This window comes from Mycobacterium sp. NGS17 (genome assembly GCF_059813205.1).
On sequence record NZ_JCALED010000003.1, the window covers coordinates 146,082 to 162,042 of the forward strand.

The 15,961-nt window shown below is 67.8% G+C and carries 13 protein-coding genes; 8 read left to right on the forward strand and 5 right to left on the reverse strand.

From position 1 onward, the window contains the following. Positions 1-4: 4 nt before the first annotated feature. Positions 5-1,198, reverse strand: a complete 1,194-nt coding sequence (locus AC5Y7E_RS08530) for a thiolase family protein (protein ID WP_499948482.1) — start codon at positions 1,196-1,198, stop codon at positions 5-7. Between the two features lie 53 nt (positions 1,199-1,251). Here AC5Y7E_RS08530 and AC5Y7E_RS08535 point away from each other — a divergent pair, with 53 nt between their 5' ends. After that, a complete protein-coding gene (locus tag AC5Y7E_RS08535) occupies positions 1,252-1,587 on the forward strand; it encodes a Zn-ribbon domain-containing OB-fold protein (RefSeq protein ID WP_499948483.1) in 336 nt (111 codons plus the stop codon). Positions 1,588-1,598: 11 nt separating this feature from the next. Here the strand turns inward: AC5Y7E_RS08535 and AC5Y7E_RS08540 are convergent, their stop codons facing one another. Both AC5Y7E_RS08540 and AC5Y7E_RS08545 read right to left on the reverse strand, forming a co-directional pair. After that, positions 1,599-3,764 (reverse strand): acyl-CoA dehydrogenase family protein, encoded by a 2,166-nt coding sequence (locus AC5Y7E_RS08540; protein WP_499948484.1) that lies wholly within the window; start codon positions 3,762-3,764, stop codon positions 1,599-1,601. 173 nt (positions 3,765-3,937) lie between these two features. Continuing rightward, complete coding sequence (locus tag AC5Y7E_RS08545) at positions 3,938-4,705, reverse strand: SDR family NAD(P)-dependent oxidoreductase (RefSeq protein ID WP_067354384.1); 768 nt, start codon at positions 4,703-4,705, stop codon at positions 3,938-3,940. Between the two features lie 111 nt (positions 4,706-4,816). On the opposite strand from AC5Y7E_RS08545, the gene AC5Y7E_RS08550 reads away from it, so the two are divergent. The 5 genes from AC5Y7E_RS08550 (at position 4,817) to AC5Y7E_RS08570 (ending at position 11,503) form a co-directional block, all read left to right on the forward strand. Then, complete coding sequence (locus AC5Y7E_RS08550) at positions 4,817-6,358, forward strand: ATP-dependent DNA ligase (RefSeq protein WP_499948485.1); 1,542 nt, start codon at positions 4,817-4,819, stop codon at positions 6,356-6,358. A 53-nt stretch (positions 6,359-6,411) separates the two neighbouring features. Next, positions 6,412-8,691 carry a carbon starvation CstA family protein gene (locus AC5Y7E_RS08555; protein WP_499948487.1) on the forward strand — a complete coding sequence of 760 codons (2,280 nt, stop codon included), beginning with the start codon at positions 6,412-6,414 and terminating at the stop codon, positions 8,689-8,691. Positions 8,692-8,836: 145 nt separating this feature from the next. Beyond that, a complete protein-coding gene (locus tag AC5Y7E_RS08560) occupies positions 8,837-9,124 on the forward strand; it encodes a hypothetical protein (RefSeq protein WP_499948489.1) in 288 nt (95 codons plus the stop codon). 181 nt (positions 9,125-9,305) lie between these two features. Then, entirely contained in the window at positions 9,306-10,823 is a 1,518-nt protein-coding gene (locus AC5Y7E_RS08565; RefSeq protein WP_499948490.1) for an Hsp70 family protein, read from the forward strand. Positions 10,824-10,837: 14 nt separating this feature from the next. Beyond that, entirely contained in the window at positions 10,838-11,503 is a 666-nt protein-coding gene (locus tag AC5Y7E_RS08570; protein WP_499948811.1) for a nitroreductase family protein, read from the forward strand. Between the two features lie 10 nt (positions 11,504-11,513). Here the strand turns inward: AC5Y7E_RS08570 and AC5Y7E_RS08575 are convergent, their stop codons facing one another. Continuing rightward, entirely contained in the window at positions 11,514-12,470 is a 957-nt protein-coding gene (locus AC5Y7E_RS08575) for an LLM class F420-dependent oxidoreductase (RefSeq protein WP_499948491.1), read from the reverse strand. Between the two features lie 487 nt (positions 12,471-12,957). Between AC5Y7E_RS08575 and AC5Y7E_RS08580 the strand changes: the two genes are divergently transcribed. Together AC5Y7E_RS08580 and AC5Y7E_RS08585 are read left to right on the forward strand one after the other, a co-directional pair. Beyond that, a complete protein-coding gene (locus AC5Y7E_RS08580) occupies positions 12,958-13,740 on the forward strand; it encodes an enoyl-CoA hydratase/isomerase family protein (RefSeq protein ID WP_499948493.1) in 783 nt (260 codons plus the stop codon). A 101-nt stretch (positions 13,741-13,841) separates the two neighbouring features. Beyond that, on the forward strand, positions 13,842-15,137 hold the full coding sequence (locus AC5Y7E_RS08585; RefSeq protein WP_499920072.1) for an acyl-CoA dehydrogenase family protein: 1,296 nt from the start codon (positions 13,842-13,844) through the stop codon (positions 15,135-15,137). Positions 15,138-15,151: 14 nt separating this feature from the next. Here the strand turns inward: AC5Y7E_RS08585 and AC5Y7E_RS08590 are convergent, their stop codons facing one another. After that, on the reverse strand, positions 15,152-15,799 hold the full coding sequence (locus tag AC5Y7E_RS08590) for an MspA family porin (RefSeq protein WP_499948495.1): 648 nt from the start codon (positions 15,797-15,799) through the stop codon (positions 15,152-15,154). Positions 15,800-15,961 lie beyond the last annotated feature (162 nt).

The window sequence follows — 15,961 nt, forward strand, 5'->3', positions numbered from 1 at the left end:
TCGGTCAGCAGGTCAGCAGCATGCACCCCGCGACGGGACCACCGCCGACGGAGACGACGCCCACCTCGGGGCGACGCGACACCTGCCGCTCCCCCGCGTCGCCGCGCAGCTGCAGACACCCTTCGTGCAGCGCCCAGTAGCCGTGCATGCGCCCCGCCGATAGCTGGCCGCCGTAGGTGTTCAGCGGCAGCTGCCCGTCGCGGGCGATCCGCGTCCCGCCCTCGACGAACGGGCCGCCCTCGCCGTCGCCGCACACTCCGAGCGCTTCCAGCCACGCCAGGGTGAGATAGGTGAACCCGTCGTATAACTCGGCGACTTGGAGGTCGGCGGGCTTCACCGCCGTGCGCGACCACATCTGCGCCGCCGCATCCGACATCGCCATCTTCGGGTAGTCCGCGCGGTGAAACCAGCCGCCCGCTCCGTCGGACCCGCCGATCGCCTCGACCTGCACCGCGCGGTGCGGACAGTCGGCGGCGCGCTCCGCGTGCGAGACCACCACCGCGATCGATCCGTCGATCGGGACGTCGCAGTCGAGCAGCCCAAGTGGCGTGGACACCAACCGCGCGCCCGAGTAGTCGGCCATCGTCATCGGATCCCGGTACACCGCAAGGGGATTCAGCGCAGCGTTGCGCCTGCCGTTGAGCGCGATCCAGCCCAGCTGCTCCTTGGTGGTCCCGTACAGCTCCATGTGGCGACGGCAGTTGAGCGCCAGCCAGTTGGCGGCCGAATAGGCATGCGCCGCAACCAGATCGTTGACATCGTCCATCGCACCGACAGCCGGCTTCGGCTCACCCTCGGGTGTCTCGAACATCCGCGCCAGCGGCGGCGCCGGCGCGTTCTCGTCCTGCTTGACGGGAACCGTGCCGCCGAGCATCTGGATCGTCCGGTACACCACCACGTGGCGGGCGCGGCGTTCGGCGACCGCGCGGCAGGCCGACATCACCGGCGAAAGCAGGCCGCCGGTGCCGAAGCCTGATCCGCAGTCCGCGGCATCGATGCGCAGCTGGGCGTTGACGTCCGCAGCGGGCGTGTCACCCAGGGTGGCGATGCCGTCGATGTCGGTCGGGGTCAGCCCGGCGTCCTCGATGGCGGCGCGCACCGCCTCCATGGTCAGGTCCAGGCCCGGGATGCCGGTGCGGCGGCCGATTCGTGAGATCCCGATGCCGGACAAGATCGCGTCTTTTTCGAAATGTGTCATGCACACCGCCCGTCAGACCAAGCATCGAATCAATTGAGTGTACTGTATTCGTCGTGTCGGACGGGCCGCTGCTCATCGAGTACTGCGACCGCTGCGCGCGCTGGGTGCATCCGGCCAGCGGCCAATGCCGCAAGTGCGGGGGCACGCTGGAGGCGCGGGAAGTCTCCGGGCGGGGCACCGTGTTCACCTACACGGTCAACCATCACCCGTACAACCCGGAGATTCCCACCCCATACGTCATTGCCATCGTCGAGCTCGCCGAACAGAGCGGCCTGCGGGTCGCCGCCAATATCGTTGACTGCGAACCGGATTCGGTGAGCTGCGGGATGCCCGTCGCGCTGCGACCGGAACGCGGCAGCGGCGGCGCGGCGCAGTTCGCGCCGGCCTGATTCGGCGCGGGCTAGTTGATCAACGGGTCACGCGGCATGCCGAGGATCCGCTCGGCGATCTGATTGCGCGTCACTTCCGACGTGCCGCCGGCGATCGCCATGCCGCGGGCCCCCATCATCAGCCGGCCTGCCAGGGCGCCGGGACCGTCGGTGAGCGCGACGTCCGGACCCAGCAGCGCCGCCATGATCGCGGCGCCCTCCACCATGTGTTCGGCCAGCTTCAGCTTGGTGACGTTGCCCTCCGGGCCGGGCCCCGCGCCCTCGACGCTGCGCGCGGCGCGGCGCAGATTCAGCAACCGCAGCGCGGTTTCCTCGGCCAGATACGAGCCGACTCGAATTCGCCCGCCCGCCAACCGATCCGGGCGCTGCTCGGTGAGCTGCACGAGTTGGTCGGCCAGCCCCTCGTAAAACGATCCGCTGCCGCCGATGCTGACCCGCTCGTTGCCCAGCGTCGCGCGCGCAACGGTCCAGCCCGAGTTGGGCGTGCCGACGACGTCCTCGTCGGGAACGAACAGGTCGTTGAAGAAGACCTCGTTGAAGTCCGAGCCGCCGGTCATCTGTCGCAGCGGGCGCACCTCCACCTCGGGCGCCTTCATGTCGACGATCACCGTGGTGATGCCGGCGTGCTTCGGGGCGTCGGGGTCGGTGCGCACCGTGGCGAGGCCGCGCGCGCAGTAGTGCGCCCCGCTGGTCCACACCTTCTGGCCGTTGATCTTCCAGCCGCCGTCCACCCGGGTCGCGCGCGTCTTGATGGAGGCGGCGTCGGAGCCGGCGTCCGGCTCGGAGAAAAGCTGGCACCAAATCTCGTCCTTGCGCAGCGCCTTCTCCACGAATCGTTCGATCTGCCAAGGGGTTCCGTGCTGGATCAGGGTCAGGATCACCCAGCCGGTGATCCCATAGTCGGGCCGCTTGATGCCGGCCGCCCGGAATTCCTCCTCGATCACGAGTTGCGCGACGGCGTCGGCCGCGCGTCCCCACGGCTTGGGCCAGTGCGGCATCACGTAGCCGGTCTCGATCAGCTTGTCGCGCTGGGCCTTTTTATCCAGAGCGGCGATCTCGGTGGCGTCGGCGCGGATGGCGGTGCGCAGTTCTTCGGCTTCGGGCGGCAGGTCGAGGCTGTTCTCGCGGGCGACGCCGGCGGCGGTGCGCTCGAAAACGTCGGCGGCCGGCGCGTCACCGCCGAACAGCGCCGCGCTCACCACCGCCCGGCGCAGGTGCAGGTGCGCGTCGTGCTCCCAGGTGAAGCCGATGCCGCCGTGCACCTGGACGTTGAGTTCGGCATTGCGGACATAGGCCGGGAAGGCCAGCGCCGCCGCCACCGCGGCGATGAGCCGGAACTGCTCCTCGTCCTCGGTCGCCGCGCGGGCGGCGTCCCAGACCGCCGCGATCCCGGACTCCGCGCCCACCAACATGTTCGCGCAGTGATGCTTGACCGCCTGGAAAGTGGCGATGGTGCGCCCGAATTGCTGGCGCACCTTGGCGTAGTCGACGGCGGCATCGACGCAGTCCGACGCCCCGCCCACGGCCTCGGCGGCCAGCAACGTGCGGGCCCGGGCCAACGCCGATTGGCGCGCGCCCGGCACGACGTCGTCGTCGGAGACGCGCACGTTGTGCAGGCGGACGCGTCCGGATCGGCGCGTCGGATCGAAGTTCTCCGGCACCTCGACCGAGACACCGTCACGGCCACGCTCGAGCACCAGCACGCCGTCACCCGCGGCGATCAGCAGCAGCTCGGCCAGCCCGGCGCCCAGGACGATTCCCGCCTCCCCGTCGGCCGTGCCGTCATTGACCTGCACCTGGCCGTCCAGCCCGACGCCCGCGACGACGGTCCCGTCGATCAGGCCGGGTAGCAGCCGCGACTTCTGTTCGGCGGTACCGTCTTTGGCGATCACCGCGGACGCGATGACGGTGGGCACGAAGGGCCCGGGCGCCACCGCGCGACCGAGTTCTTCGATCACCACCACGAGTTCGGGCAGCCCGAATCCTGAGCCGCCGTATTCCTCGTCGACGTGCAGGCCGAGCCAACCCAGCTCGACCAGGCTCGGCCAGAACCCGGGCCGTGGCTCGTCGGAGGCGTCGAGCAGCGATCGCGCCGCCCAGCGCGCCTTCTGGGAGGTCAAGAACCCGCGGGCTACTTCGGCGAGTTCACGATGGTCGTCGGTTATTGCGATACCCATGAGGGCCCTCCTCGCGCCGCATGCCAGCCGGGTTCGATTGTCCGCTCCCCTCGGACCGCCGCGCGATCCGCATCGTCGGAGCTGAAGCTGGGTGGCCTGCCCCGCTCCGAGGGGAAGCGGGGCGGCTGGCTAAAGAGTGTACTTAATGCGGGGAGGGCCCCAATCGGGGGCGCCTACTTGGGCGCGAACCGCTGCCCGGCGTCCAGGCGCAGGCATTGGCCATTGAGCATCGGATTGTCCACGATGGCGGCGACCAGCTTCGCGTACTCCTCGGGACGGCCGAGGCGCTTGGGGAAGGCCGCGTCCTTGGTCAGCTGCGTGGCGAACTCGTCGGGAATGCCCTGGGTCAACCCGGTGGCGAACAGGCTCGGGGCGATTCCCAGCACGCGGATGCCCACCGAGCCCAGGTCGCGGGCCATCGTCAGGCACATCCCGGCGATGCCCGCCTTTGCGGCGGTGTAGGCGACCTGGCCGATCTGGCCCTCGAAGGCAGCAATCGAGGCGGTGTTGATGATGACGCCGCGCTCCCCGGTGTCCGGGTCTTCGGGCTCGTTCTTGGCCATGTGCGCGGCGGCCAGCCGGCTGATGTTGAAGGTGGCGATCAGGTTCAGGTCGATCACGGACTGGAAGGACTCGAGGTCGTGCGGCCCCGACTTGGTCAGCGTCCGCTTGGCGATACCGCCACCCGCGGTGGTGATCACGACGTGCAGCCCGCCAAGCTTGTCGACGGCGGCCTGCAGCGTCTCTTCGGTGCCGGTGAAGTCGGTGACGTCAACCGGGTAGAAGGTACCCCCGACGCCCTCGGCGACGGTCTTACCGTCGGAGCCCTCGCGGTCGAGGATGGCGACATCCGCACCGCGTTCGTGCAGCAGCTCGGCGCTGGCACGGCCCATTCCCGATGCGCCGCCGATGACGACGACCTTCTTCCCACTGATCTCCATCCGGGCGTCTCCTTCGTGGTTGTCAGAATCCCTGCGATCTGTAACGTTACGTAGGCACGCTAGCGTGTCCGCTCCTCAGGCCTGTCACCGAGCCATGCCAAGCTGGCGACCGTGCTCCTTCTCGACGTGGCAACGACGTCTGACGACGTCGGGGAGACGTCGTCGCGGCTGACCAAAGTCGCCCACATCGCCGGCCTGCTGACCCGTGCGGCACCCGACGCCGCGGCGGTCGCCATCGTGGTGTCGTGGCTTTCCGGTGAGTTGCGGCAGCGCCAGATCGGCGTGGGGTGGGCGGCGCTGCGCTCGCGGCCGCCGGCGGCGTCGGACGCCTCGCTGACCGTCTCCGGCGTCGATGCCACCTTCTCCGACATCGGCGCGGTGTCCGGCAAGGGCGCGCAGGCACGCCGCGCCGCGCTGCTGAGCGGCCTGTTCGCCGCAGCCACCGACATCGAACAGACCTTTCTGTTGCGGCTGCTCGGCGGCGAACTACGCCAGGGCGCACTGGCCGGGATCATGGCCGACGCGGTGGCGAAGGCCGCCGGCATCCCGGCGGCCGCGGTGCAGCGCGCCGCGATGCTGGGCGGGGACCTGCCGGCGGTGGCGGCGGCAACCCTGTCCGGTCCGTTGTCCGGCTCGGCCTCGGCGCTGGACGCGTTCACCCTGCGGGTCGGCCGGCCGGTTGGCCCGATGCTGGCGCAGACCGCGACGAGCGTGGCCGATGCGATCGAACGCCACGGCGGGCAAACGATTTTCGAAGCCAAGCTGGACGGCGCGCGGGTGCAGATCCACCGCGCCGGTGACGAGGTCACCGTCTACACGCGAAGCCTCGACGACGTCACCGCGCGGCTGCCCGAAGTGGTGGAGGCGACGCTGGCGCTGCCGGTGGACGACCTCATCGCCGACGGCGAGGCCATCGCGCTGCGGCCCGACAACCGGCCGCACCGCTTCCAGGTCACCGCCTCACGATTCGGCCGCTCCGTCGACATCGCCGCAGCCGTTGCAGCACAACGGCTTTCGGTGTTCTTCTTCGACATCCTGCACTGCGACGGCGTCGACCTGCTCGACGCGCCGACCGCCGAGAGGCTGGCCGCGCTGGACGCATTGGTGCCGCCGGCGCAGCGGGTCGATCGGCTGCTCACGAGCGACCCCGCGAAGGCGGGCGCGTTCCTGGACGTGACGCTGGCCGCCGGCCACGAGGGCGTGATGGCCAAGGCGCCCGGCGCGCCGTACCAGGCGGGCCGGCGGGGAGCGGGCTGGTTGAAGGTCAAGCCCGTGCACACCCTGGATCTGGTGGTGCTCGCGGTGGAGTGGGGGTCGGGGCGCCGCCGTGGCAAGCTCTCCAATATCCACCTGGGCGCACGCGACCCGGCAAGCGGCGAATTCATCATGGTGGGAAAGACTTTCAAGGGCATGACCGACGCCATGCTGGACTGGCAGACCGCGCGATTCAGCGAACTCGCCATCGGCGAAACGGACGGTTACGTCGTCCGAGTGCGGCCCGAGCAGGTGGTCGAAATCGCACTGGACGGCGTGCAGAAGTCGTCGCGCTACCCCGGGGGGCTGGCGCTGCGGTTCGCCCGCGTGGTGCGCTATCGCGACGACAAGAGCCCCGCCGAAGCCGACACCATCGACGCCGTGCGCGCGCTGTACTGAACCGGGCTTTGTCCAACAGGCGCAGTCGCTTCGGCGCGCGTAGGGTTTCCGCCGTGGCAGTCAGAGAGCACCGCGACGACGTCAGCTACATCCATACCGACGAAGGCCTGCCACCCGTGGCCATCATCGACCGCTCCCCTATCACCGCGCGACACAAAATCGTGTTCGGCGTCATCGCGGTGCTCGGCGCCGTCGCCTGGGCGATCATCGCGTTCGCCCGGGGCGAGACGGTCAACGCGGTGTGGATCGTCGTCGCGGCGATCTGTACGTACATCGTCGGGTACCGGTTCTATGCGCGGTTGATCGAGATGAAGATCGTCCGCCCGCGCGACGACTACGCCACGCCTGCCGAGTTTCTCGAGGACGGCACCGATTTCGTGCCGACCGACCGGCGGGTGCTGTTCGGCCATCATTTCGCCGCCATCGCCGGGGCCGGTCCGCTGGTCGGTCCGGTGCTGGCCATGCAGATGGGCTATCTGCCGGGCAGCATCTGGATCGTCATCGGCGCAGTATTCGGCGGCTGCGTGCAGGACTACCTGGTGTTGTGGATCTCCACCCGGCGGCGTGGCCGTTCCCTTGGCGAGATGGTCCGCGACGAGCTGGGCGCCGCGGGCGGGGCCGCCGCCCTCGTCGGGGTCCTCGTCATCATGGTCATCCTGATCGGGGTGCTGGCGCTGATCGTGGTGCGGGCGCTGGCCCAGAGCCCGTGGGGTGTCTTCTCGATAGCCATGACCATCCCCATCGCCCTGTTCATGGGTTGCTACCTGCGGTTCCTGCGTCCCGGGCGTGTTTCGGAAGTATCGGTGATCGGCTTCGCGCTGCTACTGCTCGCGGTGGTGTCCGGCCATTGGGTCGCCGAAACACCTTGGGGCGCAGCCTGGTTCACACTTTCTCCGGTCACGCTGTGCTGGTGCCTCATCGGCTACGGTTTCGCCGCGTCCGTGCTGCCGGTCTGGCTTTTGTTGGCGCCGCGTGACTACCTGTCGACGTTCATGAAGGTCGGCGCCATCGGGCTGCTCGCCGTCGGGGTCTGCATCGCCCGGCCGGAGATGCAGGCATCCGCGATCTCACAGTTCGCCACCAGGGGCAACGGCCCGGTGTTCGCCGGCTCGCTGTTCCCGTTCTTGTTCATCACCATCGCGTGCGGCGCGCTGTCCGGCTTTCACGCGCTGATCTCGTCGGGGACGACGCCCAAGCTGCTGGAGAAGGAAAGCCAGATGCGAATGATCGGCTACGGTGGCATGATCACCGAGTCGTTCGTCGCGGTCATGGCGCTGATTACGGCGGCGATCATCAACCAGCATCTGTACTTCACCATCAACGCGCCGGCGGCGCAGACCGGCGGCACCGCGGCCGGCGCCGCGCATTACGTCAATGGACTCGGATTGCCGGGCGCCCCGACCGACGCGGACCAGATCAGCCAGGCCGCCAGCAGCGTCGGCGAGAAGTCGATCGTGTCGCGCACCGGTGGAGCACCGACGCTGGCCTGGGGGATGGCCGACGTGCTGCAGCGTATCTTCGGCGGGGCGGGCCTCAAGTCGTTCTGGTACCACTTCGCGATCATGTTCGAGGCGCTGTTCATCCTGACCACCCTCGACGCGGGCACCCGGGTCAACCGCTTCATGCTCTCCGACGCGCTGGGCAACCTGCGCGGCCCGCTGGCCAAGCTGCGAAACCCCAGTTGGCGCCCCGGCGTTTGGGGTTGCAGCCTGGCCGTGGTGGCCGCGTGGGGCGGCATCCTGCTGATGGGCGTGAGCGACCCGCTCGGCGGCATCAACACGCTGTTTCCGCTGTTCGGTATCGCCAACCAGCTGCTTGCCGGGATCTCACTGACCGTCATCACCGTGGTGGTCATCAAGAAGGGCCAGTTGAAGTGGGCGTGGATTCCGGGGATTCCCCTGCTCTGGGATCTTGCGGTCACGCTGACCGCGTCGTGGCAGAAGATCTTGTCCGCGGATCCCGCCGTCGGCTATTTGACGCAGCACTCGACGTACCTGGCGGCCAAGCAAGCGGGCAGGACGGCCTTCGGTTCGGCCAAAGACGCGCATCAGCTCGACGAGGTCATCAGGAACACCTTCATCCAGGGCACGCTGTCGATTCTGTTCGCGGCGACCGTCGTCATCGTGGTGATCTCCGGGATCGTGGTCGCGCTCGGGGCGATTCGCGGACCGGCCAGCAAGTTGGGCCGGCCCCTGACCGAGGACGACCCGGTGCCGTCGAAGCGGTTCGCGCCCGCGGGCTTGATTCCCACGGCCGCGGAGCGAGGGGTGCAGCGGCAATGGGCCCAGCCGACGACGTCGGCTCCCAGGGTCGTCGGCGCTCAAAAGCGATGACGGTACCCCCCGAAGTGCGATAGCCGCCGCGCACAAATAGGTAGTCGACTACGCGTGCGTAATGGTGATCGCCGACCCTACGTTGAGTCCATCACCGGCCGACCTACCTGGTCAACGGGACCGCGACACGAAGAAGGTGGACGAAATGCTGGTCACGTCAACGGGACTCCGGACCGCGCCCGAGCCCATACCGCAACCGTCGTCGGCGACGCCCGCCGTCGAGGCGGCACCCGCACCGGTCCTGATCAGTACCCAGCAGGTGCTCTTCGACACCGCCGTCGTCCAGCGAACGCGCCGCTCCCCGCTCCGCAGCCGGATCGCCGCCGGGCTGCGGCAGATGGTCGCTGATGCGAATCGGCCGCGGCAGCCCTACCTGAGGCATTACGCCTACCTCGAGAACGCCCGCATGGCACGCGAAATGGAGAGGCTGTGAACGTACTCATCAGCGTCGCCTGCGTCGGATTGATGATGGTGCTCGCAGTGGGGACCTACAACCTGCAGTGGTGGCTCGAGCGCAACGACTACGAGCGCCACTTCGAGGACTGACCGAACGCGAGGGCACGCCACGCGAAGAGGTCGTGCCGAAAGACGCGACGCGGTCCTAAACTTGCGCGATGAGAGTCGGTATCGACTTTGGCACCACGCACACCGTCGTCGCGGCCGTCGACCGAGGCAACTATCCCGTCGTGTCCTTCGAGGGCATGGATGCGTGGCCGTCGCTCATCGCCGCCAATGCCGCCGGGGACCTGCGGTTCGGCGCGGAGGCCGCCGCCGTGCGCCACGATTCGAATTGGTCGGTGCTGCGCTCGTTCAAACGATTACTCAACGACGCCGGACCCCAAACCGAGGTCACCCTGGCGGGCCGTGCTTATCGCCTGGCCGACCTTCTCACCGGCTTCCTGGCCCAACTGAAGGCCGATCTGCGGCGGCACTCGAACGTGGCCCTGGCCCCGGGCGAACCCATCGAAGCCGCGATCAGCGTGCCCGCCAACGCGTCGAGCGCCCAGCGCCTGCTCACTCTGGATGCCTATGTCGCGGCCGGTTTTCACGTCGTCGCGCTGCTCAACGAGCCGTCCGCCGCCAGCCTCGAATACGCCCACCGCTACCGGTCCACCATCACCGCCAAACGCGAGTACGTCCTCATCTACGACTTGGGCGGCGGCACGTTCGACGCGTCACTGCTGAAAATGACCGGGCACGCGAACGAGGTCGTCATCAGCGAGGGGATCCAGCGCCTCGGGGGCGACGATTTCGACGAGGCGATCGTCGAGCTGGTGCTCGCCGGCGCCAACCTGCCCGGCCTCGACACCGCCCAGCGCGACCTGCTCGCCGAGGAGTGCGCCACCCGCAAGGAGGCGGTCGGGCCGCAGACGCGCCGTTTCCTGGTCGACCTGTCCCCGGTCGATCGGCCGCCATTCTCCTGCCCCATCGACGACGTCTACTCGGTGTGCGCGCCGCTGGTCGACCAGACGATGCGGCTGCTCACTCGGGTCCTGCACGATCCGGCGCGGGGCCGCAACGACGTGGACTGGTCGGAGGTGGCGGGCATCTACGTCGTCGGCGGGGCCGGGGGCTTTCCGCTGGTGTCTCGGATGCTGCGTGGCACCTTCGGCGAGAAGCGGGTGAAACGCTCGCCGCACCCCTTCGCCGCCACGGCCATCGGACTCGCCGTCTTTCTGGACAAGGAATCCAATTTCGCGATCTCCGAACGCTTCTCGAGAAATTTCGGAGTTTTCCGCGAGGCCGAGGCCGGCGCCGGGGTCGTCTTCGACCCGATCGTGTGCAAGGATGTTTCGCTCCCGGCCGACGGGCAATCCCCGCTGGTGGTGAAACGCAAATATCGAGCGGCACACAACATCGGGCACTTCCGGTTCGTGGAGTGCAGCCGCCTGGTCAACGGGCGGCCCGACGGCGACGTCACGCCGTATGACCCGGTGCTTTTCCCCTTCGACCCCGCACTGCACGACCGCGACGACCTGGGGCGTCAGCCGGTCGGCCGGTGGGTCGACGGGCCCGACGTCGAGGAGCGCTACGTCATCGCCCCCAACGGTGCGGTAGAAGTGACCTTGACGACGCAGCCGGCCGGGTTCGAACGCACGTTCCGGCTGGAGCGGTGCGGGTCCTCGAGTTGATGGGCCGCTCCGTCATGCGGCTATACGACGTGATGCGAACGACTTTCGCGGCACGCGAGTTCACCGACGATCCGTTGCCCGACGACGTGCTGGGCCGCATTTTCGACAACGCCCGGTTCGCTCCCAGCGGCGGCAACCGCCAGGGCGCACACGTCACCGTGGTGCGCGACGAGACGGTCCGCCGCGAGCTGGCCGAATTGGGCAGGCCGGCCGCTCGGCGCTACTTCGCCCAGTTGCAGGCGGGTGAAAACCCTTGGAATTCGGTTCATCCCAGCGGGGTTCCGCAAGACGTCATCGACGCGACCGAGATCCCCGACACGTTCGTCGCGCCGATCGCCAAAGCACCTGTGGTTCTGGTCGTTTCGGTGGACCTGACCGTCGTCGCCGCCATCGACCAAGATCTGGACCGCGTCGGCATAGCGGGCGGGGCATCGGTCTACCCGTTGATCTGGAACATTTTGCTCGCCGCGCGCAGCGAGGGCTACGGCGGCACCATCACCACGATGGCCATCGCGGCCGAAGAACACGTCCGCCGACTGCTGGGCATTCCCGACACGCACGCGGTGACCGCGGTGGTGCCGCTCGGCAGACCGGCGCGGCAGCTGACCAAACTGCGCCGAAAGCCGGTCGTCGAGTTCATCACTCGTGATCGGTTCGATGGTCCGGCTTTCGACGGCTGAGGCCTGAACCCTAGCCGCGGACCTGGGGCAAGACGTCACGCTGCCATGCGGCGAAGAACCCGTCCATGTCGGCGCCGATCTGCTGAACGTAGATCTCGTCGACGTCGGCGTCGATGTACTCGCGCACCTGGGCGATGTGCTTGTCGGGGTCCGGGCCACAGGCCACGCTCTCGCCGACCGTCTCCGGCGGCACCAGCGACTGCAGGGCGGCGAAATCCTTGGGTCGCGGCAGGATTTGCGAGGTCTGTCCGGGCAGCCCCTCGTTAGCCCACAACCGGTGCGCGGTCTTCAGCGCGGCGTCGGCATCTTGGTCCCAGCAGACTTTGGTACCGCCCTGCACCGGCTTGTCGCCGCCGCCGGATTCGCGGAATTGCTTGACCAGGTCGCCGTCGGGCATGGCGATGCTGTATCCGTCGCCGATGCGGGCGGCCAGCTCGACGGCCTGCGGCCCGAACGCGGAGACGTAGATCGGCACCGGCTGTTCCGGCCGGGTGTATACCTGCGCCTCCTGCACCTCGTAGTGCTTGCCGTGGTGGCTGACCTCGCCGCCCTTGTGCAGCTTGCGAATGACGTCGATCGCCTCCTCCAGCATCTCGAGGCGCACACCGGCGGACGGCCAGGGATCGCCCAGGATGTGTTCGTTGAGGGCCTCGCCGCTGCCAAGCCCAAGCACGAAGCGTCCGCCGAGTTGCACGGCCGCGGTGGCCGACGCCTGCGCGATGATTGCCGGATGGATGCGGATTGTCGGGCACGTGACGGCGGTGCTCACCGGCAGCGACGTTGCCTCCGACAACGCACCGATCACCCCCCACACGAACGGGCTCTGGCCCTGCTCGTCGTTCCACGGGTGATAGTGGTCCGAGATCCACAACGCGTCGAATCCGGCGTCCTCCGCGCGCTTGGCCTGGTCGATGAGTTCTTTCGGGCCGAATTGCTCGCAGGTGAGAAAGTATCCGATCTTGGTCATGGCGCCCGGCTACCCGCTGCGCGCCCGGTTATGCGTCAGGAGGACGCATAGGCCCCGCTGCGCGCCGAAAGCCAGAGCCGACCGCGGCGATGCACGTCCCGTTGTGGCGCCAATTAGTTTGCAAGCCAACACTTCTCCACGTCAGCGGGCGCGGCTTCCATCAGGCCCTTCGGGTGCGCCGCGGAAGGACAGTGTGAAGTGCCCGCCTTTGAGCGACAACTCCGATGGTCCGCGTCGTTGTCGCTCGAAGGCGGGCAAACGCCACGCACGCGAGAATAGCTTCGCCGATCCGGAGAAGGTGGTTCTCCGCAGTCGAGAGACAGATTACGATCGCAGGTGACCTTGTGCCGGCGTGACGCCCGGAGCAAGCCAAACCACAACGATCGGAGTCCATCATCGACGCCTGGATTCTCGAAGGCGTCCGCACCACGCGCGGGCGCGACCGCCCCGGGGGCGGGATGGGCACGGCAACGATCACCGAGCGGGTGTGACCGTGCCCGAAACCGTGAATCTCGAGCGGCCCCGCGACGGGGTCGTCATTCTGCGGCTCAACCGCCCGCAGCGGCTCAATGCCATCAACGAGACCATGCAGACCGAATTGCATGATGCGCTCAACGATCTGGCCGCCGATCACGCGGCGCGGGCCGTCGTGCTGACCGGCGCCGGGCGCGGGTTCTGCGCGGGCATCGACATGCGCGACTTCGGGCCCTCGATGTTGGACGCGAGCGCGCCCGCACTGGACCGGATGCGCTTTCAGGAAAAGATGGCCGCCCTCGCCGAGGCGGTGCGGGCATTGCCGCAGCCCGTCATCGCGGCCGTCAACGGCCCCTGCGTGGGGGCGGGGCTCGCGCTGTGCCTGGCCGCCGACATCCGAATCTGCTCGGCGGCAGCCTCTTTCGGCAATGCCGCAATCCTGCTTGGGCTCTCGGGGGCCGAGATGGGCATGAGTTACCACCTGCCCCGCATCGTCGGCACCAGCGTTGCCGCCGACTGGATGCTCACCGGCCGCACCGTGTCCGCCATCGAGGCGGACCGGCGCGGTCTAATCAGCGAGGTCATCGAGCCGGATGCTCTGTCCGATCGCGCGGTGGAATTGGCGTCGCTGATCGCGAGCCACGCCCCGCTGGGTGCGCAACTGACCAAGCGCGCCCTACAAGTCAACACCGACGCCACGAGCCTGGCGTCGGCCATGGAACTGGAAAACCGCAATCAGGTGATTTCCCACGCGACCGACGAGGCGGCCGAGCGCCGCAAGAAGTGGTCTTCATGACCGGTCCCGCCGCCCGGGACGCCGACGTCATCACCGCGCTCGAGGACTCCGGCCTGGTGGCCCACAGCAACTCAGAGTGACCAACCAAGAGAGGACGACGCATGTCGTGGGACTTCTCCACCGAACCGGAGTGGGCAGCACAACTGCAGTGGGTCGAAACCTTCGTGCGCGAAGAGTGCGAGCCGATCGACTTGATTGTCAAGGAATCTCACGACCTCGGCGACCCGGTGCGTCAGGCGCTGATCCCGCCGCTGCAGCAGATCGTGAAAAAGCGTGGCCTGTGGGCGACCCACCTGGGCCCGCACTTGGGCGGGCCGGGCTTCGGACAGGTAAAGCTGGCGCTGCTCAACGAGATCCTGGGTCGCTCGGAATGCGCGCCGATCGTATTCGGCTCGCAGGCTCCCGATTCCGGCAATAGCGAAATCCTGGCGCACTACGGCACACCCGAGCTCAAGGAGCGCTACTTGGAGCCGCTGTTGGACAACCGCATCATTTCGTGTTTCTCGATGACCGAGCCACAGGGCGGGGCCGATCCGAAAGTGTTTCGCACCACCGCGGTACAAGACGGCGATCATTGGATCATCAACGGGGAGAAGTGGTTTTCATCGTTCGCCTCGATGGCGTCGTTCATCATCGTGATGGCGATGACCGATCCCGACGCCCCACCCTACGAGCGGTACTCGATGTTCGTCGTCCCCGGCGACACCCCCGGCATCAACGTGCTGCGAGACGTCGGGCTGGGTTATCAGCCGACCGGCGGTGGGCGTGAGGGTTATGTACGTTACGAAAACGTCCGCGTGCCGGCCGATCACATGTTGGGCCCGCGGGGCGGGGCCTTCGTCGTCGCGCAGACCCGCTTGGGCGGAGGGCGGATTCACCACGCGATGCGCACCGTAGGCCTGGTCCGCCGGATCTACGACATGATCTGCGAGCGTGCGGTGTCGCGTTACACCCAGGGTGAGCCGCTGGCCAACAAGCAACTCGTGCAGGAGATGGTCGCGGACTCGTGGATGGAGCTCGAGGCGTTCCGGCTGCTGACCCTTCAAACAGCTTGGAAGATCGACCAATTCAACGACTACAAGGCCGTTCGCGCCGACATCTCGGCGGTGAAGGCGATGATGCAGAAGGTCCTGCACGACGTGTCGTCTCGCGCGCTTCAGGTGCACGGGTCGTTGGGCACCACCCACGAGATGCCGTTCGTACAGTATCTGGTGGAGTCGTTCGTGCTCGGGCTGGCCGATGGTCCGACCGAAGTGCACAAGGTCACGCTGGCGCGGTTGCTGCTGAAAGATCGTGAGCCCGCACCGGACCTGTTTCCCTCGCAGCATCTGCTGCGGTTGCGCGCGGCCGCGGAGGCCAAGTTCGCCGACAAGCTGGCCGGCATCCCCCGCCCCTGAGCGCGAACAACCGATCAGACGGCTTTGGTGACACCGACGTAGGACAGCACCACATCGGACAGGTCGGTCGTACGGGTCAGCACCGCATAGGAGCGGATGAACGACTGGCCCACGCACCCGTCGATCTTGACGTGAAAGTTGCTGATCATCACCCACGGATCTGCACCCTTGAACTGCTTCTTGACCACCGGCACCACGATGACCAAACCGGGCTTGAGTCCCACGCTCATCACACCGTTGATGGGCGTCGAGACGAATGGGAGCAGCGGCGGCAGCGTGCCGGTCGCGTCGAAGGTGGGGCTGACGCCGGGGATGATGCCGGCGCCGCCCTCCATGATCACGCCGTTGGAGGTACTCATGTCGATTCCGCAGCCGATCTGGTATCCCACTTCCAGGACGCCGTGGGGCTCCTCGGGCCCTCTGAGCGAGCCGACGAAAATGCCGCTGGACATGTATTCGCGGGACGAGATGGCCGTGGTCAGCGGTGCCACCGTAACCTGCATCTCGTCCTTTGCGCCCACTCCCAGAGTCCAGCCGTCAGGGGTGTTGAGGATCGCGGGAGGATTCGAAGGCACCGCCCCTTCGGCCGGTGGCGCCGCATCGGGAGGGGCGGCGCCCGACTGAGGTTCAGAGCCGGCCGAAGGCGCCGCGATCACGGACATGGCGAGGCACATGGCAATCGCGGCGGCACGACGGACGACAATGGCTACCGGCCTCACGGGCGAAACCGTACGCAGGGTCGAGTCAGCCGCGTGAAATTTGCTGGCTTGCAATCCGAACTTGTTGTTCGTTCGTGACTTTGCCGCGATGTAGAATCGGCATCA